Below are 19,257 nucleotides of genomic sequence, written 5' to 3'. Positions count from 1 at the left end.
CCGTTTGCTTAGCCGAAGTCACCGGCCTGTTGTCGAACTTTCGTCGTGACAGGATTGGTCTGCCGTCGAACGATCGAACCCGCACAGTGAATCATGCAAACCGCCTTAGTCCCAGCAGGCGTTCAGGCCAGCCGGATCCTCGAACTGTGGCACCTAACGCTTGCGGTCTGTTGCGGGGTTTTTGCCGCGATCTTGCTGGCGTGCCTCATCGCGGTGGTGCGCGCGCCACGCGCCAACCGCGCCACGCCTGTGGATCTGTCGAGCATTGACCGCCCGCAGTCGCGTACGCGCTTCTGGGTTGTCGCCGCGACGTGCGTTTCGACGTTGCTACTGTTCGGACTCTTGCTCGCGGACGTTCTGACCGACCGGGCGCTGTCGCGCCTGCCTATCGACCACGCGTTGCGCATCGAGATGACCGGCTATCAGTGGTGGTGGCAAGCGAAATACTTGAGCGATGCGGGCGCGCCCGACTTCACGCTTGCCAACGAACTGCATGTACCCGTCGGTCGGCCAGTAATCATCTCACTTAAGGCCGCCGACGTGATCCACACCTTTTGGGTGCCCAATCTGCACGGCAAGAAAGACATGATTCCCGGTCGCGATGCGACGATCAAGTTCCGCGCGGATGTGGCGGGCGTCTATCGCGGGCAGTGCGCGGAATTCTGCGGCTACGAGCACGCGCTCATGGCGTTCTCCATCTCCGCCGATCCGCCCGCCCAATACGAGGTTTGGGCTGCGCAGCAGCGGCAGCCGGCGAACGCGCCTGCCGAGGAGGTTGCGTTGCACGGACGCGACGTCTTCCTGAGCCAGGACTGCGCGCGCTGCCATACCGTGCGTGGCACCGCTGCGAATGGCACCATCGGCCCGGACCTCACCCATCTGGCCAGCCGGCAGTTTATTGCCGCCGGCACGCTTTCCAATAATCGCGGCAATCTCGCCGGCTGGATCGTCGATCCGCGCACGCTCAAGCCCGGCACGGTCATGCCGGGCACTCGCCTGCCACCCGCGGAACTGCAGGCGCTGCTCCTCTGGCTGGAGACTCTCAAATGAGCGATCAGCACACCGACACCCGGCTCGTTGACGGCCCGCTGGCTGGGCCTCACGTGCGCGATGCGCTCGCACGGACCTGGAGCGACCCGCCCGGTCTCATAGGCGCGTTGAGCGCAATTAACCACAAGACGGTAGCCCGGCGTTTTATCGTGACGACCTTCGCTTTTTTCCTACTCGCGGGACTACTCGCACTCGCGATGCGCACACAGCTCGCGCGTGCGGACCAACGCCTCATCGGACCGAACCTTTACAACGAGCTTTTCACAATGCACGGCACGACGATGATGTTCCTGTTCGCCGTCCCGGTCATGCAGGCGGTTGCTGCGTTCCTCGTGCCCTTAATGATCGGTGCCAGAAGCATTGCGTTTCCACGCATGAATGCATACGCCTACTGGGTATTCCTGTTCGGTGGACTATTGCTGTTCGCGTCGCTGGTTGTCAATACCGCGCCGAACGCGGGTTGGTTCAGCTACGTGCCGCTCGCCGGCCCGGATTACTCGCCTAACAAGGGCGCCGACATCTGGGCGCAGATGATCACCTTCACCGAGCTCGCTGGCCTCATCGAAGCAGTGGTCCTCATCACGACGATTTTCAAAATGCGCGCACCCGGCATGTCACTCAACCGCATGCCGCTATTTGTGTGGGCCACGCTCGTCACACAATTCATGGTGATCTTCGCGATGCCATCCATCATGCTGTGCAGCACCGCCCTCATCCTGGATCGATTAGTCGGCACTCACTTCTACAATCCGGCGAAAGGCGGCGATGTGCTGCTGTGGCAACACCTATTTTGGTTTTTTGGGCATCCCGAGGTCTACCTGGTCTTCATCCCGCCGTTGGGGTTTATCTCGTCGATCATCCCGACCTTCGCGCGCCGACCCGTGTTCGGCTATTCGGCAATGGTGCTCTCGCTCATCGCGACGGCGTTTCTCGCCTTCGGACTGTGGGTGCATCACATGTTCGCGACCAACGTGCCGGAGCTGGGTAAAAGCTTCTTCACGGCCGCAAGCCTGATGATCGCGATTCCCTCGGCCATTCAGATCTTTTGCTGGATCAGCACGCTCTGGACGGGGCGCCTCAATCTGCGTACACCGCTTCTGTATGTCCTTGCGTTCTTCTTCATCCTGGTGATCGGCGGAATGACAGGCATCATGGTCGCCTCGGTGCCAATCGACCTGCAGGTTCACGACACATACTTTGTGGTCGCCCATCTGCATTACGTGTTGCTCGGCGGCGCCGTATTTCCGCTGTTCGGCGCGTTCTTCTACTGGTTTCCGAAATTCACGGGTCACACGTTGGACGAACGGCTCGGCAAATGGCAGTTTTGGCTGTTCTTTATCGGCTTTAACGTCACTTTCTTTCCCATGCACTTGCTCGGTCTTGAAGGCATGCCCCGGCGTGTGTGGACTTATCCGCACGGTATGGGCTGGGACGGCATGAATTTGGTGGCGACCATCGGCGCCTACATGATCGCGGCGAGCGTGCTGCTGTTCATCGTCAATGTCGCCAGGACGCTGCGTAGGAACGACCCCGCGCCCGCCGATCCGTGGGGCGCGGGCACGCTCGAATGGAGCGTGCCGTCGCCGCCGCCGCCGCAAAACTTCGATGCGATCCCCGTCGTCCACGGCCGCGACCCGCTGTGGGAGCCGTCCGCACAGCCGGCCTTCGTCGCGGGCCTCGCGGCCGATGCGCGCGAGGTGCTCGTTACGACCGTGCTTGATGCAAAGCCTGATCTTCGACCGCTATTTCCACAGCCGTCGATCTGGCCGTTTGTGAGCGCCGTGGCGACGACCGTTCTGTTCATCGGCTCGATCTACACGCCGTGGGCGATCGCGTGGGGATCCGTACCTGTGGCAGTAGCGATGATTGCGTGGTTCTGGCCGAGGCGCACGGATAATCGGCTGGCCGTCGCACGGGAGCGTCACCCATGACTATGGATACGCGCGAGGCACGCGCGCGCCCCGACGATCGTGACCGCACCCGGGTCGTGCTGGACGTCAGCGCGCTGCCGACCTTCGGCTTCAGCCATCGGAGCCTGATGTGGTGGAGCACCATGGGGCTAATGCTGATTGAAGGAACGGTGTTCGCCATTGCAGTGATGATGTACTTCTATCTGCGCAGCCGCGCTCCGAGTTGGCCGATGGCGGCCGACGCGCCGCGCCTGTTGTGGGGCACCCTCAACACGGCCGTGCTGGTAGCGAGCCTGTGGCCGAATCAGCTCGCCAAGAGCGCTGCCGAGCGCGGGGACCGGCGGCGAGCGTGTCTGTGGCTATGGGCGTGCCTGCTCGCATCCGCCGCGTTCCTCGTGATACGCGGTTTCGAATTCGCCTCGCTGAATGTAAGCTGGTACACCAATGCCTACGGCTCGGTCGTGTGGCTGCTGCTTGGCCTGCACACGACGCACCTGATCACCGACACGGTGGACACCGCCGTGCTCGCCGTGCTGCTCATCACGGGACCGTTCGAGGGCAAGCGTCTTGTCGATGTCAGCGAAAACGCAGTGTACTGGTACTTCGTCGTGTTGAGCTGGCTGCCGATCTATGCGGTCATTTACTGGGCGGCCCGACTCTGAGACAGATCATGAAAACCTGCCTCGCGCTTCTGGGCGCTCCGTCGATCGTGTTGGCCTGTCTCAGCATCAACTACGCGCTGCTAGCGCCAGCCTGTCGCCTGTCGAGCCACGCACTGCTTGACGGCGTGAGCGGCGCAAGTCTCGTCACGTGCGTACTGGCGACGCTGCTTGCCTGGCAGCGCTGGCGCGACGCCCGACATACCCATTCCAACCCGACGGACGATGCGTCCGCCCTGCCCGCACGGCCCGGCTTCGTCGCCGCGGTGGCGGCGGGCGTAGGTGCGTTGTCTGGATTGGCCGTCATCGCTCTTTCGATACCGCAATGGATACTTCCCGCCTGCTGAGAAGGGCCTTTGCGGCCGCCCTTGCCTGCATGGTCGTTTGGAGCAAGGCAGCGCGGGCGCATGCGCTATCGCCAGACGCATCACATACGGATGCATCGCCGCTCGCGTGGACCTTTGAGTGGTGGGTGGTGATCGCGCTGCTGGTAAGCCTTGCGCTGTATATCGCCGGATATACGCGGTTACGTCGACGCGGCACGCAGGGTCGCGCCAGCCGCTCGATGCGGCTCGGTGCTTTCAGCGCCGGATGGCTCGCGCTGGTACTCGCGCTGGTGTCGCCCCTGCACGCGTTGAGCGAGTGGCTGTTCTCGGCCCACATGCTCCAGCACGAGTTGCTGATGTTGTTGGCGGCGCCACTGCTTGTGATCGGGCGGCCATTCGGCATGTGGATGTGGGCGTTTCCAAGCGGCGCAAGAGCAGCCATTGGCGCGGCGGTGCGCTCGCCCTGGATCAAGGCGCCCTGGCAATGGCTGACCGCGCCCGCCGTCGCTTGGACGTTGCACGCGGCGGCGCTCTGGTGCTGGCATGCGCCGCGTTTCTTCGAGTCAGCGCTCGCGCGCCCCGGCATCCATACGTTGCAACATGCGAGTTTTCTGGGCAGCGCGTTGCTGTTCTGGTGGACGGTGTTCGGGCGGCCATCCAGTACGCAAGCCACTGGCAGCGCGCACGCGATGCTTTCGCTGTTCACGACGATGGTTCATACCGGCGCGCTCGGAGCGTTGCTGACGCTAGCGCCGGGCGTCTGGTATCCGTCGTGCATCGAGACGACGCTCGCCCTCGGCTTCGATCCGCTGCAGGACCAGCAGCTCGGGGGGCTCGTCATGTGGGTGCCGGGCGGCTTGGCTTATCTGATTGGCGGTCTCTGGGTGGGCGCCCGTTTGCTGATGCGGCGCGCGCAGCCTCACGTCGCAGCGAACATGTCGCATGAAGGCTAACGATATGCGCCGCCTCTCAACCGCCCTTCTGATATGCCTCGCGCTCGCCGCATGCGAAGGCCGACCGCCCGCGTCTGATGCCATCACCGGCGGCAATCCGCAAAGCGGCCTCAAAGCAATCCAGCGCTATGGCTGCGGCGCGTGCCATCGGATCGACGGGGTGCCCGGCGCATATGGCAGTGTCGGTCCCACGCTGGAGAAAATTGGCGAGCGCGCCTACGTAGCTGGCAAGCTGCCCAACTCGCCCGACAATCTGCAAACATGGATCCGCTTTCCGCAACGCGTCGTGCCGGGCAACGCGATGCCCGATCTCGATGTGAATGAAACCGATGCGCGCGACATCGCCGCCTATCTATACCACCAGTGAGCGCAATGCGTACCGCCCTTCCCGCCCTCCTTCTGCTCACTGCGTTGTTGCCCTGCCGGGTCGGTTTTGCGCAGGACGCACTTTCGCCGGAGTTGCTCGCGCGTGGCGAGTATGTCTCCAAGGCGGGGGACTGCGCAGGCTGTCATACCGCGCCGCTCAACGGCGCACCGTTTGCAGGCGGCCTTGGCCTCACTTCGCCATTTGGCACAATCGTCAGCAGCAACATTACGCCGGACAAGGAGACCGGGATCGGCAATTACAGCTACGAGGATTTCGCCCGGGCCCTGCGCGAGGGCGTAGCGCCGGGCGGCAAGGGATTGTATCCCGCGATGCCTTATCCGTCTTTCGTGAAGATGAATGACGAGGATATGCATGCGCTTTACGCCTACATGATGCACGGCGTACCGCCCGTGAAATACCACCCGCCGCCGACGAAGGTGCCGTTTCCGTTCAACCAACGCTGGGCGCTGCGGCTGTGGCGCGTGGCCTTCGCGCCGAAAAAGCAGTTCGAACCGCATGCGAGCCGCGATGCCACCTGGAACCGCGGTGCGTATCTGGTGCAGTCGCTGGGACATTGCGGCTCGTGCCATTCCCCGCGCGGAATGGTCTATCAGGAACAGGGGTACGACGATTCGTCGGCAAAATTTCTGGCCGGCAACATCAATGACAACTGGTTTGCACTCAGTCTTCGCGGTGACGCCGGCTCGGGGCTCGGACGCATCGCGCCCAACGACGTCGCGGCATTCCTCAGGACGGGTCACGGCGCGGGCATGGTTGCCTTTGGCAGCATGGTACAGACGGTTGAAGACAGCCTCCAGTACCTGAGCGACGACGACGTACGAGCGATCGCCGTGTATCTCAAGAGCCTGCCCGCTACCGGCGCGGCCGACGGCGTCTTCGATCCCGTGCTCGCACAGCGTGGGCAACTCAAGACGCGTGCGCCCGATGTCCCGCCTGCGCAAGGTGCGGCAGTGTACGCGGGATTCTGTACACAATGTCATCGTGACGACGGACGCGGCGTCGCGAAGGTGTTTCCGGCCCTCACAGGAAATCCATCAGTGATCAGTGAAGACACGACCTCGTTGATACGACTCGTCGTCGAAGGCGGTAACAGCCCGGCAACCGTGCACGGTCCCACGCGTCAGTCGATGCCCGCGTTCGCGGATCGGCTTAGCGACGTACAAATCGCGCAGGTGCTCACCTATGTCCGTGCATCCTGGGGCAACGACGCACGTCCGGTGACGGCGAACGACGTCGCGTCACTACGAAGTTCGCTGCACAAGTGACGTACACCCTTTATTGAGTGACGGGACTGTCTTTGAAGCACACAGCCGCGGCTTACTCCTCCCGCCGTGCGTCGTCGATCTCCGGCGCGATGGCCGCATGGTTTATGATTGCCACCATTGCGATTCCACCGAGCATGTTGCCGATGAGAGTCGGCAGCAAAAAGACGCTGAAGTAATCCCGAACCGTAACCGCACCGATCATCACCGCATAGGCGGCCTCGGCCGAACTTGCGATTACGTGCGCGAGTTTGCTCACGCCCACCGTGTAAGTGACGAGAAGAATCGTCGCGAGACGGGCCGAACGCGCACTCGGCAACAGCCAAACCATCAGCGCGATTAACCAACCTGCAAACACAGCCCGTATTAGCGTGACACCGAAGGGCGCACTGAACGGCGCACGTGCAACCTCCGCGAGCGCAGTTGTAACATCAGGCCCGAACACGTCTTTGAACTGCAGCAGCGCGGCGAAAACCGTAGTCCCTACCAGATTGAAGCAAAGAACGATCGCCCACAACCGAAGCGTCTTAACAAGCGTATGAAGGTTGCGACGCGTGAGGACGGGAAGTACTGCCGTCAAGGTGCTTTCCGTAAAGAGTTGTTGACGGCCAAGAATCACAAACACAAACCCGATGGTGTAGCCAAGGCTTGCAATCAAATGGCGCCAGCCAGTATTGGGCAACGCACCTTCGAGGATCGCCTGGACAAGAAATGAGAATCCCATCGAGAGACCCGCCGCAAGTGCCGACCACACGAGCGAGGCGCCGCTGCGCTCCATTGCAGCCTCGCCCTCTTCTCGGACAACTTCGTGGATAACGAGTGGATGCGGTGTCGAGTGGTCGGCCGCCTGTTCTCGCTCGCTGCGGTCAAGGTGTGGGGACCCAGCACCTGCGGTTTGATCGGACATGCCACTCCCCCGAAAGAACACGTTGCGCACGATCACATACCGAACAGCCGTCTTTTGGCGGTTGTTCGCACCGAGTCAGCCCGTGTCGCCCTGCTCAATGCGTGTCCTGAAGCGCATGACGCGTTCCTGGCTTGACCATCACCGCTCGGCGCCGCCAGTTCGCAGCAGCGCGGCTGACGTGCAACGGCGGTGGGACGACGAAGGTATAGCAACGGGGATGCGAACGACGGGGACGCGTGCTCTTTCAATCGAGGAATCGTGACCACCTTCATGGTGCGATGCCGATCTTACGGGGCCTCTTTATCGGCGAAGCGGTTGAATTTAGTCTATCGACCGGCCGAGCAGGGCCACGCAACACATGGCGGCCGTCGCGAACGATGTGAAAGCCTGTCCACTGCGCGCCCACTCATGACCCGACAACGCCGATCCACTTACAAACTGGCCCCTGTGCGCTCTATCTTGTTGATAGCGCGGGAACTATTGATCGAGCGCTTTTTCTGGCCGCAAGCCGTCAAGCGCTTCCTCTTGGCGCGCCCCGTCCCGCTTGCAGAACCACCCGCGCGAACAAGCCCAGTCCAAACGTGCTACGGGAATACCGTCTCCTGCTTTGCGCCCGGATCCTCGCAGGTTCATTCTTTATGCGACTGCCGGCTATGGCGCATGACCCGCAGCCAATTCGTCAACACGAAGGCACCGGTCGACACCATTGCGAGCGAGGCGGCCGGAAACGTCGCGATCGTGTTAGCGGCAACCGCTGAGAGGCAGCTCTGCGCGACAAGTTGCAGCCTGCGCGTGGTCATGCGCTGCCGAGCAGCGAGAGCCGGGACGCGAGCGCGCGCTCGGCAGTCGGTAACAACACTGTCTCCTCGTCGGCGACATGGTCGATTACTTCCTGCATCAGGTGCATGAAGCGTGCGTCGCAAGCGGCATCGTTAGGGCCGTTGCGCGCAATTGGGCGATGTCTTCGCGCATCTTGTCATGTCCGTGCTTGCTCTCAACGAGGGGCGTCGTCCGTTGGCATCGCGGCGCTCAGCGCCGGATAGAAGATCTCTTCTTCAAGTCGCGCATGAATCTCAGGAGCCGTACACGTGAATTCGACGTCGTGGTACAAGGGTTGCTCACCGTTGCTACCCGTGCGTCGACCACGGCGTAGCGTTTGGGCGATGCATTGCGTTACCGGAGCGAAGACGATGGACGCATACAGCAAGGATGATCGGATTCGCCGGCGGGCCTACGAGATTTGGGAGCATCAGGGTAGTCCAGAAGGCCTCGCGGAGGCCTTTTAGGAATAGGCAAAGGCATCGCTGCAAACAGAAGCGTCACGGGAAAAATCCACCCAAACGTCGGCGAACGGCAAATCACAAAAAATGTGCGAAGTGAGCGGGGAATGCGAGGCTCTGGGCGTGAAGCTGCGCGGTGTCACCGCTGTAACCGACGTGTAGAGGGATGCCTTGCATAGCTCGCCTGCACGCGACTCGGACGAATAAATTGAAAGCAACAATAATTGCCCACGAGTGCCCTCCTACGCAAGCGTCGGTGGAGGTTCACCGATTCAAATTTCTGTTGGACGACGGTGCTGCTCCTCCACTTGCGGAGACGATATCTCTGCGCACAGCTAGGGTGATTGTGGAAAACCTGGAGGACGGCAACGCTTTCATCAAGATGCTCCGAGCTATCGTGAAAGCACAGCCGACCGAGTATGACGATCTGGTCGGTCGGATCTTTCCCGACCACTACGATCATTCGTCCAACTGCCAAAATCCGACGCAGCGATGAAGGCGCGTCTCCACGCGGACCGCCGCAAGGCGTATACTTGATTGCGTTGCCCACCAAATTTGTCACGATTTGCTCGAGGCGCATCGCATCGCCCTCGACTATCACGTCCTGAGGAATCAGCGCGAGCGTCAACTCGTGCCGGCGAGCGTCGTTATCGGCGCGCAGCACGGCAACGCCTTGTTGCACGACCTGTGCGAAATCGATCGGTGCCAAAGTAAGCCTAATAATGCCGCGTGTAATTCGTGACACGTCCAGCAGATCATCAACCAATCCGACCTCATGATCCAGTTGGCGCTTGGCTGCCGTTCTCGCCAGTGCTTGGGTTTGCTCGTCGACATTTTCGCGTCCCCAAATTTCTAGTCCTGTGCGAATCGCCGCGAGCGGGTTGCGCAGTTCATGCGCGAGCATCGCGAGGAACTCGTCTTTCTGCCGATCGGCCAGTTCCATTCTCTCGACCGCGCGTTGATGCAGGGTAATGTCTTCGACGGTAAGCACGATCAAATCGAGCTCGCGGCCGATTACCCGGGCAGCGCTCAGCCGCATCGTACGCGGACCGATGGTGGGGAAACTGTGCGTAATTTCGAAATCGCGGACGACCGTCTGCTGCGGCAAAATCGTCTCGAGCAACTCACGTAGCCGCGGAATATTCCATTGCCCATTGCCCAACGCGTACAACAGGGTGCCGATCGTAACTTCCGGAGCGGTATGAAAAGTTTGATAAAAGGCGCGATTGGCGCGCGTCACGCGCAAGTCCGGCTTGAGCACAAGGAGCGGCTCGGACATCGTATCGATGATCCCGTCCGCATAATCGCGCGCGCGAACCATATCGTCGTGGAGCGTCTTAAGTTCCTGATTGCGGTAGCGCAGCTCGTCGTTGGTGGTCAACAGCTCCTCGTTCAGCGACTGGAGCTCTTCCTTGGCGGTCTCTAGCTCTTCATTGGTGCTTTGGAATTCCTCGTTACTCGAAAGCAGTTCTTCTTCGCTTGATTTGAGCTCCTCGCGAGCGCTTTCATGCTCTTCGAGCATGGTCCGAAGTTGCGTGCGCATGGCCCCTATCTCGGCATTCAGGCGGATAATCTCCTCGTCTCTGGGATCGGCGCCTTGGGCGGCAGCAATCCTGCGTCCCAGTCGTTGTCGTAAGGTCTGCGCGATCAAATCTTTAAATGTGTCCTGCCGTGGCGCTCCGAGCCCGTCCGATGGTCCCGCGCTTTCAAAGAAGATCAGCAGCCAGCGTCCGTCGATGCCGGCGGGCCGGAGCGGATGCACTTCCACACTGGTGGCCTGCAGCCCCCCTAGGCCGCCTGTGCGCAACCCGGTCTTGCGCACCGCCACGCCGTCCTGCCGAGCCTGCCTGATGGCTTCGTTTAAGGGCAAAAACACTTCGGGTCGTGCAAGTCGCTGAAGGTTGGTAATCGGCGGTCCGCTAGGATTGACCGTATAGGCTGAGGTATCGCCGCGATACTCGATGACGTTGAGGTCGTCGTCACATAGCACGGCAGGGGGGCGTACCGCAAAAGCGTTACGCGATCAACCTCGGCGCGCAGCGTTGAAGCGGCGCGAGGTTCGGATAGGCTCTCGGTTACTGTTGCGGACCCAACGGGCGATAACGCGACCTGTGACGACGCGCGGACGAATTCAGTCGGCGGCCCGAGACGGGGCTTCTTACTGAACAGCTTGCTACGGCGGTTTTCGATGACGCCGAAGAGTTCCGAGAAAGCGCCCACCGTCTCAGAGGGACCCAGCATCAGGACCCCGTCGGGCTTCAGCGCGTAGTGAAAGAGTGGCATCACAGTTCGCTGCGCGGGCGCACTCAGGTAGATCAGCAAATTACGGCAACTTACCAGGTCCATCCGCGAAAATGGTGGATCGCTCAGGACATCGTGACGGGAAAAGGTGCAGAGATCTCTTATCGACTTGTCGACGCAATAATAGTCGCCGTCGCGCGCGAAAAAGCGCTCCAGACGCTCGGGCGACACGTCTCGCGCGATATTCTCAATGTATCGGCCGGCCCGCGCGGCCTCGAGCGCGTCCGCGCTGATATCGGTGCCGAATATCTGCACCTGAACCGTCCCCGCCCGTTCACCTAGAAACTCGATTAGGCAGATTGCAATCGAATACACTTCCTCGCCTGTCGCGCAGCCGGGCACCCAGATTCTAAGTGGCAACTTGGACTCGATTTTCTCGACAAAACGGGGAAAGGCTGTCTGATTCAACGCGTCGAATGACTCCGGGTCGCGAAAGAAACTGGTCACCTGAATCAGTAGATCGCGCCCCAACGCCAGGACTTCCACGGGATCGGATTCCAGCACGGCGACGTACTCGGGCAGCGACAGCATTTGTCGCAATGCCATCCGACGGGACAGTCGGCGTTGGATCGTGCCGTGTTTGTAGCGGCTGAAATCGATGTTGCAGGCATTTCGAAGCAGGCGGAAGACGGAGCGCAGATTCGTCTCGGCGGCTTCCGGAGTGTTCGCGTCCTCGATCGGCACTCGCCGCAGATGGGGGTGTCTTCCCACCCCCATCATTTCCTTGGCGATCTCGCGGGGCGGCAGCACGCGATCGACGCAGCCCAGGCTAATCGCTGCATGCGGCATGCAGTTGAAATGCGCCGACGCCTCATCCTGCGCGAAGGTAATGCCACCTGCGCGTTGGATCGCCTGTAGCCCTAGCGCGCCATCGGAGCCACTGCCGGAAAGCACGATGCCGATGGCGTTGACACCTTGATCTCTTGCGAGTGAATCCAGCAGGTCGTCGATTGGCATTGGCGGCCCAAGGGTCTCGCCACGCGGGCGTAACCAGATACGGCGCTGGTCAACCAACATGCTCCGATTGGAAGGACGCATTGAGATTTCGCTTGTCCGCGAAGGCGACGAGGCGGTGCTGACGGTCACCGATAACGGTATCGGCATGACCGCAGAGTTCCTGCCAACCATCTTTACCATTTTTGTGCAGGCTGAGCGCTCGCTCGACCGCAAGTCTGCAGGGCTTGGACTCGGGCTTGCCCTTGTCCACCAGTTGGTTGAACTGCATCACGGGACTGTCCGGGCTGTGAGCGATGGTCCGGGCCAAGGGAGCACGTTTGTGGTTCGGCTTCCTGCACTGTCGCAGGCGTGCCCCCTCGCAGCGCCCGTGGATGACGCAGTCGGTGGCGACAGTGTGGTCGCGCAGCGCAGAATTCTTGTTGTGGATGACAATACGGATGCGGCCGAAAGCTTGGCGATGCTTTTGACCCTCGACGGCTACGTTGTAGAGACCGCATGCGATGGTCCATCCGCCCTGCAGCTCGCAACGGATTTCCATCCGGAAGTCGTCCTTCTCGACATTGGGCTGCCGGGCATGGACGGCTTCGAGATTGGCCGCCGGCTTCGTGCAATGCCAAGGTTAGCCAATGCCCTGCTAATTGCGCTCAGTGGCTACGCGGGAGAGATGCATCGCGACCGAGCCAGACAGGCGGGTTTCGATCATTATCTTGTTAAGCCAGCCGGCGTCACCCTTTTGAAGCAGCTCATCACGTCCTTTCAGTTCCCTCGGAGGCCTTAGGAGTCGACAAGTCCTCTCTCTCAAAGATTTGGAGGAAGGAGCGCGGGTGGAACCGGCGAGACCCCCGATCGCGCCGCGTACCACGACTAAGTGAGAAACCGGCCCGATGGCTACTCGGCTTTATGCACGTAGCAGCGCGCCGCGGCGGCACCGAGCTTGCGCCGGCACCCCGCTCGCACATGAATCGATGTCGCCTCGATAGACGTACCTAGAATGCCGCAAAGCGTAGGCCAAGGGGTTTGCCCAGCGGTACGCGATCTGCCACGCCGAACACATTGAGTGCTGCTGCGGCCTGCGCCCGCGCAGCACTGCTAGGGGTGCTCGACTCGTCAGTCACAAGTACGCTCGCCGGACGGACGGTACGGCTTCCTCATTCGCAAGCCGCACAATCAGCGCATGTCGCTCTCGGCTGCGCCGCTTCCCTCGGTGCAGTCGGTTGCATGGCCCGGGGCAGGCCGGAAACCGCGCTGGCGGCCGGCTTACGCACGATCGCGCCTTTAGGCGGGTTCCGTAAATGTCTGCCCTCGTTAGTCCTAACCCCTCTACCGCCTCGACCGCGCTCGATGCGTCGAATGTCGTTGGCGAAAGTGGCACACGAATTGCGGGATGTCAGCGTATACAGCCAAATAGACTTGGGAGACATCATGAGACTGCTAACGACCAAAGACGGCCTGCCGCGGCTGTCGTGGGGTTCCGTCATCGCTGGGGTGATTCTTTCCATGATTGTCTACCTGATTATGAGTGTGCTTGGTACAGCGATTGGTGCGTCGTTGCTCTCTCCGCTTTCCAAACCAGACACTCTGCACGGGTTCGGTTTCGGCTCGGGCGTTTGGGTAATTGTGACGACAGTGCTCGCCGTGTTTGTCGGCTCGTACTTCGCGGGACGCTGTGCGCCTGTTCTGGGATGGCTACATGGCTTGTTGTCATGGGCCGTCATGACGCTTCTGATCGTCTACGGGATGACGTCGCTGATCACGGGTGCGGTGACCACGGCGGGTAGCATCGCGGCAACAAGTGCGCAGGTTGGCGCGACCGCAGCAAATCAAACCGGCGGCGGCAACCAACTGGTTGACTCGGCCAAGCAGCAGGTCCAAGCCGCTGTGGCGTCAGCTGCGTCGGCCGCATCCGGGCCGGACGCCGAACAGAACGCTCGTGAGGCCGCGGATACGGCCGCGCGCGGCATCGCGCGTGCGAGTTGGTTCTCGTTTGCTGCGCTGATCGTTGGAGCGATCATTGCAATCGTTTCGGGCGGCACAGGCTTTCGGCATCAGCCGCCTTTCGAGGAAAGCGGCGGCGCATCGATAGACCGGGATGAAGCGTTGGCTCGCACCCGTTCAGGCGATCGCGGTGCCCGGCCTTAAGTGGCATCGCGGAATTCCGCGCGCTCAAGGTCGACCCACGGAGGCGCATCGCTCCCGATTCCAAGGTGCTTGACGTGGGCCGCGTTGTCTGCCCGCTCGCGAGCCCGCATCCAAAGCAGCAGTCCAAGCATCTTGAATCCGCGCGATGGTGAGGTGCCGACGCGCACCGGTGACCGTCGTCATATCGCAGACACCGTGCGTGGAGACCAAGGAGGACGCATTTCCCTCAGATATCACAGAATCAGTCCGACGATGGATAGCTCGGTTTTTCACATTGACGTTGCCCCAATAGATCAAGTATTTGGCCGCTTACAACTTCGCTTAATACCTCGCGCAACTTGTGGTAGGCGCCCGACATTGCAACTGCGTTATCCCGACGGACCTAGTTCTCACTTTTACTTAGGCCTCTGCATCATTGACTGACGCGATGCAGCTCTTTGCGCCGATCGATCACCTGGGATCGCAGCACGGAGATGGCAAGTCAAGGCGTTTTTTTCGATCGCCACCGATGTCCAGGGATATTTCTGCGATCCTCGCAGCCCTTGGCAAAGAGGAAGCAATGAGAACACGATCGAACTGCTGCGTCAGTACTTTCCCAATGGAGTCCCGATTGACGGCTACTCGCAAGCCGAATTGAACAAGATTGCTAAACGTTTGAACGTTCAACGACGGCTTTCGCTGTCGTTTCATCGCCTTTTTCCTCTGATCCTTATTGGAACAGAGGTGTGGCATCGACTGGTTAAACCCGCACGGGCACGGTCGCTATACTTATCGCGGGCAGAGGCAGATTGATGCAACGGCGTCAGGACGGGCCAAGCAGATGATGGCAACGCCCGGTGGCCGGCGCCATCTCCAGCACGCGATGCAACATCTGCTCGATGGGCGTGATGACTTGCGCTGAGGACGCGTAACCGCAAATCCACGTACACAGTGCCCTCGTGCACGACGAAAAGCGCGATCATTGCACTGTTGGGCAAGTCCGCCCATCGGTGTCAGAGGGCATTGGCGATGCTAGCGGCGAGCCAAGTGGCAGGACGCAAAAATGAGGAACTGTCGTGTGACTTCCTGGTTTTGTCGTGCCATTTCTTGATTTATCTGAGTTCCCCAGCCGTCCTCTTTCTCAGAGTAGCAAGAACCGGGCTTCGATAAAAGATGTCGAACAGGCGAAGTGTCGCCAATTTGAGTTGATTTGGCGAAGCCGAACTCACCCATTTTCGAAATTTAGTCCGCGCTTTTTCGCCGGGTAACTCCTTTTTGACGTGCGTCGCCCGATGAACTTATCGGTTCAGCAGGCTGAACTGGATTCGTTGTGTTCATTCTAAAGCTCAGGCTGCGCGAGATCGCCATCGACAATCGCAAGGCCGCGCTGCTGCGCCGCGGCTAGGGCGCCCGTACTCGTACTGAACGGGCCGATGTCTGAGGCGCCATCAAACGGATACAGCAGTCGGCCGTCAGTCTTGCGCACCACCTTCAAGGTTCCGTAGAACCCAGCCGAAGGCGATCCACGATAAGAGGCATATATTTGGAAGTCGCCTTGAGAGTGACCAGGCATCGCAGGCACAGATTTCGACGGGAACAAAACGAGTCTAGGACGTCTACCGATTCCACTCATCATGACACCTCGCGCTTCAGACTGTTCAACCATGTCCAGCAAATGCCGGTCCCCATAAGCTATCAGCGGGCCGGCTGGGAAGACTGACCCAACGAATTCCGTCCCGGAAGGCATCGATCCGGTGCGATATGGCACACCGGTCTCCGCCTATCTACGGCTGCGTCTACGCAACCACGCTTCCAATCGGCGACCTCATTGAGTCCGTCATGCAGGTTGCTGTGGTTAGGGACGTCGAACTGAAAGCCCACATCGAGCCCTACTGTCCGTTACACGCGCTTTTGAACTGCCCTAACAACATCGACCGGGGCAACCTCTGCCGCGAGCGCTGTAGCCGGCGCATGACCCCCCTTTGTGGGTGGCGTGCGAACTAGCAATTATTGCGTGCGATGTGGCGGGGGTAGTCGGCAGCGCCGTCGCCCTGCAAATGCTGTTCGGCGTCTCGCCTACGACAGGCGTGCTCTAGTCGGCGTCTGGCACTTTTGCCATGCCCGCGCTCCAGGGCCGTGGCAGACGGCCTCCGCAATGCACGGTCGCGGCGCTCATCGCATTCGTGGGTTTCTGCTTGGTCGTGGAGTTGGCGCCCTGCGCATCTCGTCTGGGCCGATGCGTTGCGCGGCCTCGCTCCGTAGCCGGCCTTGCTTCGAGATGCAGGCATGCTGTGGCTTGCCGCCGGCATCCTTGGCGCGACGGTAATGCTGCACCACCTTTGTCTGCACTCAGCGCCGGTCAAGGAGCACGCGCCCAGTCTTGATGACACCATGATCGGCCGCGCGCTCAGGGGCGAGAATATCGATACCTTCGCGCCGATGGGGCTCGCGTTTATTGTCAACGCGTCGCTGCTTGTGATCGCGGCGGCGCTATTTCACGTGAGCCGCCATCACGACATCGACGATCTCGCCGAAGCGCATTGTAGGCTCAGCACAACCTGTGTCGCGACGAGCAGCTTGGTCGATCCATGCTGACCGTAGAAGCTAACCGTCACGAGCTCCGGTTCAATTGCGAGCCCACGACTGAGCAGCGCGCGCCCATTGCGCTATTTTGAAGTTCAAAAGCCTTCCATCACCGCTTGTCCGCAAGCGTGCCGGTGCCGGTCGCGTTCAGGCTACGGGCACAGGGCTGATGCTACGCTTCGCCTCAGACGTACGTCTCATGGGCCGCTGGCGCCTTTCCCGCGCGCCGTGGTGGACTGCTTGCTTTGCACGAGCATGATCGTTGGCTTGAGCGGTGCGCGCTTGTGCAGGCAAGAGTGACGGAGCCATTTTGAGCCGATTCGAGAATCGATTCTTTGGTCGTCTCTCCACGGCAAGTACTTGATGCGCGCTATCGAATCGCTTTTCGACGCAGCTTGCGAGAACTACGCACGGGCTAACGCCCGGCATGGAGATACCGGAAAGCGCGGCATCGGCAATGCCTCGATACGGGTTTCGGCGACCGCGATGGCGATCTTCTCCCCTCTTCAATAGATCTGCGCGACGATGAACGCATTGATGTCGAGCTCATGCATCTTCATTCGTCTTTCCGGTTGTCGTTAGCTCGCGCTCCCATCGCGCCCACAGACTACTGCTCTCGCCGTTCGTGTCGTTAAGATAAACGGCGAGTGCCGCGCCAAGGAGCAACAGAACTACCGTCGTCGTTATCATTTGCGCCGCCTTCTAGAAATGGTTCACACAACATGGCACCGCCACCATGCGCGCAGCGACGTGCGCGCGGTCGTAGGGCAGGACGAGCCGCTTCCGGGTCTCTCCTGACCGCCGCGGTCATCGTTTCTTAGTATGGCGACGTGACTTCCTCGCGTCGATGCGATTCTCACGTAGTAATAGCAAATGTCAGTACATTGGCATCCTTGCCAGGTGTGCGTCCAGCACCGCAAAAGCAATCGAATAGCGACCTTTGATGGGCACAACGCTTGCGCTTCGTGGAAAGGTACGACTGAAGCGCTTTGCGCGTTCGATTACTACCTCGATGATCCTATGAAACTTCTCCGTACCGAGCGCTCATGGTGCGGTAGCCGATCATCGAAAGGATGACGCCAGCGATGATCGGGGCCCCATGACAAACGGGGCAGCCCATCTGAGTGGTTTTCTCCTTTGCCGCGACTGTGGTAGGCGCGATCATCGACGTCTTCTCGACTCGGCGCCGGCTTGCGCCTTCAGCCGCTGTTTGAAGGAAGCCCAAGCACCGCAACTGGCGTTGATACGTCACCGGTGCAACCGTTCAGTGCCGGAGATGGTCGTGTATGAGGGAACGGTTTTGCGGCAGCCCGCCCCAGAGCCAGGAGAGGTGCCGATGAGGAGGAGTTATGCGTGAAGAGGAGCCATCCGGCGCGATACCAGGGCCTGATTCTTCCGAACCAGTGCGCGTGTCGGCAGTGAGGGAAGAGATAGCGGTCGGTGTTGCAACGGTGGAAACGGGCGCGGTGCGAGTGCGCAAAGACGTGCGTGAAAACATGCACCCTGTCTCGTTGCAACTGCGTCGTCAGCAGGTCGACGTTCGGCGGGTGCCGATAAACCGTCCCGTCGAACAGCGAGATGAGCCCCGGCGCGACGGCGACACGCTCATCATCCCGGTTTCCGAATACGTCCCGATTGTCCGGATGCAACTTACTTTGAAGGAGGAGGTGCACGTCAGGACTACCGACACGCAAGAAAATGTGACGCGGCGCGCGCTGACGAACAAAGAAGAACTTGTCGTCGAACGCCGAGACTGCGAGGCGGGTCCATGGAAAAAGAGAGCACGGTCGACTGAAAGCGGCGGGAAAAGCAGTGCGTGTAATGCAAGATACTGCGCGCACAGACCTGTTGGTCCTTTATTTTGGAGAACTCGAAATGACACAGAGGATAATCGGTGTTTTTGCTTCGTTCGAAGACGTCAAGCATTCTCCGTCGGCGCGTGCCGAGGACAGATCTTCTGTCCCACCGGTGCAGAAGCCGCCCCGCTGATTGAGCGGCTGGGGCGAGCGCTGAGCTTCGGCGCAGTCCCCTTTTTTCCGTTTTCTTCTGCCTCACACTGTCCACTGCCCCGCCCCGTTGCCGCAACTACGGCCCTCGCGTGGGCCGATGAAACCAGCCATATCCGCGGGGTTAGTTTCCCCGCCATGCCATTAGGAGGCACTTATGCCGAACACCAATCACGATCCGGTCGACTCCCTCAATACGGAGAAGGCCGACAGTTCCTTTAAATTTCCGACCAGCGCAAACGACGACCCGCCGGAAGGTCCTACTCAGCCGTCCGCGACCGCTAGGAACGGCGATTTTCGTGAGGCTTCCCAGTCGTGGGACACAAAGTCATCAGGTAACGACGCACGTGCAGGAGTGAAAGACAAGCTGTCCGACATGCAAGATGCGCTGGTTAGAAACTACAGGGTGGCGACGGATACAACTGACGATTTTGTGCATGACAATCCGTGGAAGGCGATCATCATGGCCGCGCTAGGGGGCGTGATTGTTGGGATGCTGGTTTCGCGTTAGGCCGATCCGAAGTAATACGCGGGCCCCGACGGAACGTTGAGAAAAC

18 protein-coding genes and 2 pseudogenes are annotated in these 19,257 nt (G+C 60.5%); 15 read left to right on the top strand and 5 right to left on the bottom strand.

Annotated elements, in window-relative coordinates; genetic code table 11:
• Positions 1-93 precede the first annotated feature (93 nt).
• Genes IAG25_RS37930 through IAG25_RS37900 form a run of 7 tightly spaced genes read left to right on the top strand, consistent with a single transcriptional unit; the run spans position 94 to position 6,551 of the window.
• A complete protein-coding gene (locus tag IAG25_RS37930) occupies positions 94-1,050 on the top strand; it encodes a cytochrome c oxidase subunit II (RefSeq protein WP_187609426.1) in 957 nt (318 codons plus the stop codon).
• On the top strand, positions 1,047-2,981 hold the full coding sequence (gene ctaD / locus IAG25_RS37925; RefSeq protein WP_187609425.1) for a cytochrome c oxidase subunit I: 1,935 nt from the start codon (positions 1,047-1,049) through the stop codon (positions 2,979-2,981). Before IAG25_RS37930 ends, ctaD begins: the two co-directional genes overlap by 4 nt.
• A complete protein-coding gene (locus tag IAG25_RS37920; RefSeq protein WP_187609424.1) occupies positions 2,978-3,622 on the top strand; it encodes a cytochrome c oxidase subunit 3 in 645 nt (214 codons plus the stop codon). Before ctaD ends, IAG25_RS37920 begins: the two co-directional genes overlap by 4 nt.
• A gap of 8 nt (positions 3,623-3,630) precedes the next feature.
• The gene (locus IAG25_RS37915) at positions 3,631-3,966 is read left to right on the top strand and encodes a hypothetical protein (RefSeq protein ID WP_187609423.1); all 336 of its coding nucleotides are present in this window, start codon (positions 3,631-3,633) and stop codon (positions 3,964-3,966) included.
• Positions 3,945-4,898: a cytochrome c oxidase assembly protein gene (locus tag IAG25_RS37910; protein ID WP_187609422.1), complete on the top strand. Its 954-nt coding sequence runs from the start codon at positions 3,945-3,947 to the stop codon at positions 4,896-4,898. Before IAG25_RS37915 ends, IAG25_RS37910 begins: the two co-directional genes overlap by 22 nt.
• Positions 4,888-5,265, top strand: a complete 378-nt coding sequence (locus tag IAG25_RS37905) for a c-type cytochrome (protein WP_255504276.1) — start codon at positions 4,888-4,890, stop codon at positions 5,263-5,265. The genes IAG25_RS37910 and IAG25_RS37905 overlap by 11 nt, the downstream gene beginning before the upstream one ends.
• A 5-nt stretch (positions 5,266-5,270) precedes the next feature.
• Positions 5,271-6,551 carry a cytochrome c gene (locus IAG25_RS37900; protein ID WP_187609421.1) on the top strand — a complete coding sequence of 427 codons (1,281 nt, stop codon included), beginning with the start codon at positions 5,271-5,273 and terminating at the stop codon, positions 6,549-6,551.
• Between the two features lie 52 nt (positions 6,552-6,603).
• On the opposite strand, the gene IAG25_RS37895 is transcribed toward IAG25_RS37900, so the two are convergent.
• On the bottom strand, positions 6,604-7,455 hold the full coding sequence (locus IAG25_RS37895) for a formate/nitrite transporter family protein (protein WP_187609420.1): 852 nt from the start codon (positions 7,453-7,455) through the stop codon (positions 6,604-6,606).
• Positions 7,456-8,618: 1,163 nt separating this feature from the next.
• On the opposite strand from IAG25_RS37895, the gene IAG25_RS42355 reads away from it, so the two are divergent.
• Positions 8,619-8,741 carry a DUF2934 domain-containing protein gene (locus IAG25_RS42355; RefSeq protein WP_375336572.1) on the top strand — a complete coding sequence of 41 codons (123 nt, stop codon included), beginning with the start codon at positions 8,619-8,621 and terminating at the stop codon, positions 8,739-8,741.
• A 133-nt stretch (positions 8,742-8,874) separates the two neighbouring features.
• Here IAG25_RS42355 and IAG25_RS37885 read toward each other — a convergent pair whose 3' ends face one another.
• Together IAG25_RS37885 and IAG25_RS37880 are read right to left on the bottom strand one after the other, a co-directional pair.
• On the bottom strand, positions 8,875-10,611 hold the full coding sequence (locus IAG25_RS37885) for a histidine kinase dimerization/phospho-acceptor domain-containing protein (protein WP_187609418.1): 1,737 nt from the start codon (positions 10,609-10,611) through the stop codon (positions 8,875-8,877).
• Positions 10,596-12,074: a CheR family methyltransferase gene (locus tag IAG25_RS37880; RefSeq protein ID WP_255504275.1), complete on the bottom strand. Its 1,479-nt coding sequence runs from the start codon at positions 12,072-12,074 to the stop codon at positions 10,596-10,598. Before IAG25_RS37880 ends, IAG25_RS37885 begins: the two co-directional genes overlap by 16 nt.
• Between IAG25_RS37880 and IAG25_RS37875 the strand changes: the two genes are divergently transcribed.
• The 3 genes and pseudogenes from IAG25_RS37875 to IAG25_RS41825 all read left to right on the top strand — a co-directional run.
• Entirely contained in the window at positions 12,052-12,771 is a 720-nt protein-coding gene (locus IAG25_RS37875; RefSeq protein WP_222946837.1) for a hybrid sensor histidine kinase/response regulator, read from the top strand. The two genes, IAG25_RS37880 and IAG25_RS37875, sit on opposite strands and share 23 nt — an antisense overlap.
• 644 nt (positions 12,772-13,415) lie before the next feature.
• Positions 13,416-14,132 carry a YrzE family protein gene (locus IAG25_RS37870; RefSeq protein ID WP_187609415.1) on the top strand — a complete coding sequence of 239 codons (717 nt, stop codon included), beginning with the start codon at positions 13,416-13,418 and terminating at the stop codon, positions 14,130-14,132.
• A gap of 437 nt (positions 14,133-14,569) precedes the next feature.
• A pseudogene (locus IAG25_RS41825) lies at positions 14,570-14,924 on the top strand (IS30 family transposase); the annotation flags it as partial.
• Positions 14,925-15,450: 526 nt separating this feature from the next.
• On the opposite strand, the gene IAG25_RS41820 reads toward IAG25_RS41825, so the two are convergent.
• A complete protein-coding gene (locus IAG25_RS41820; RefSeq protein ID WP_309244013.1) occupies positions 15,451-15,684 on the bottom strand; it encodes a DUF6723 family protein in 234 nt (77 codons plus the stop codon).
• Between the two features lie 415 nt (positions 15,685-16,099).
• Between IAG25_RS41820 and IAG25_RS42350 the strand changes: the two genes are divergently transcribed.
• Both IAG25_RS42350 and IAG25_RS42345 read left to right on the top strand, forming a co-directional pair.
• On the top strand, positions 16,100-16,207 hold the full coding sequence (locus tag IAG25_RS42350; RefSeq protein WP_375336570.1) for a hypothetical protein: 108 nt from the start codon (positions 16,100-16,102) through the stop codon (positions 16,205-16,207).
• A gap of 190 nt (positions 16,208-16,397) precedes the next feature.
• Positions 16,398-16,706 (top strand): divalent metal cation transporter, encoded by a 309-nt coding sequence (locus IAG25_RS42345; RefSeq protein ID WP_375336569.1) that lies wholly within the window; start codon positions 16,398-16,400, stop codon positions 16,704-16,706.
• Here the strand turns inward: IAG25_RS42345 and IAG25_RS41815 are convergent.
• A pseudogene (locus IAG25_RS41815) lies at positions 16,652-16,854 on the bottom strand (divalent metal cation transporter); the annotation flags it as partial. The gene IAG25_RS42345 and the pseudogene IAG25_RS41815 sit on opposite strands and share 55 nt — an antisense overlap.
• Before the next feature lie 1,189 nt (positions 16,855-18,043).
• On the opposite strand from IAG25_RS41815, the gene IAG25_RS37860 reads away from it, so the two are divergent.
• Together IAG25_RS37860 and IAG25_RS37855 are read left to right on the top strand one after the other, a co-directional pair.
• On the top strand, positions 18,044-18,922 hold the full coding sequence (locus IAG25_RS37860) for a YsnF/AvaK domain-containing protein (protein ID WP_187609414.1): 879 nt from the start codon (positions 18,044-18,046) through the stop codon (positions 18,920-18,922).
• A complete protein-coding gene (locus IAG25_RS37855; RefSeq protein WP_187609413.1) occupies positions 18,858-19,211 on the top strand; it encodes a DUF883 family protein in 354 nt (117 codons plus the stop codon). The genes IAG25_RS37860 and IAG25_RS37855 overlap by 65 nt, the downstream gene beginning before the upstream one ends.
• The last annotated feature ends 46 nt before the right edge of the window (positions 19,212-19,257 follow it).

The sequence above is a fragment of the Caballeronia sp. EK genome, assembly GCF_014384845.1.
Taxonomy (GTDB): domain Bacteria; phylum Pseudomonadota; class Gammaproteobacteria; order Burkholderiales; family Burkholderiaceae; genus Caballeronia; species Caballeronia jiangsuensis.
The sequence above is the reverse complement of the archived record's forward strand: the minus strand, read 5'-3'. Positions and strand labels throughout refer to the sequence as shown.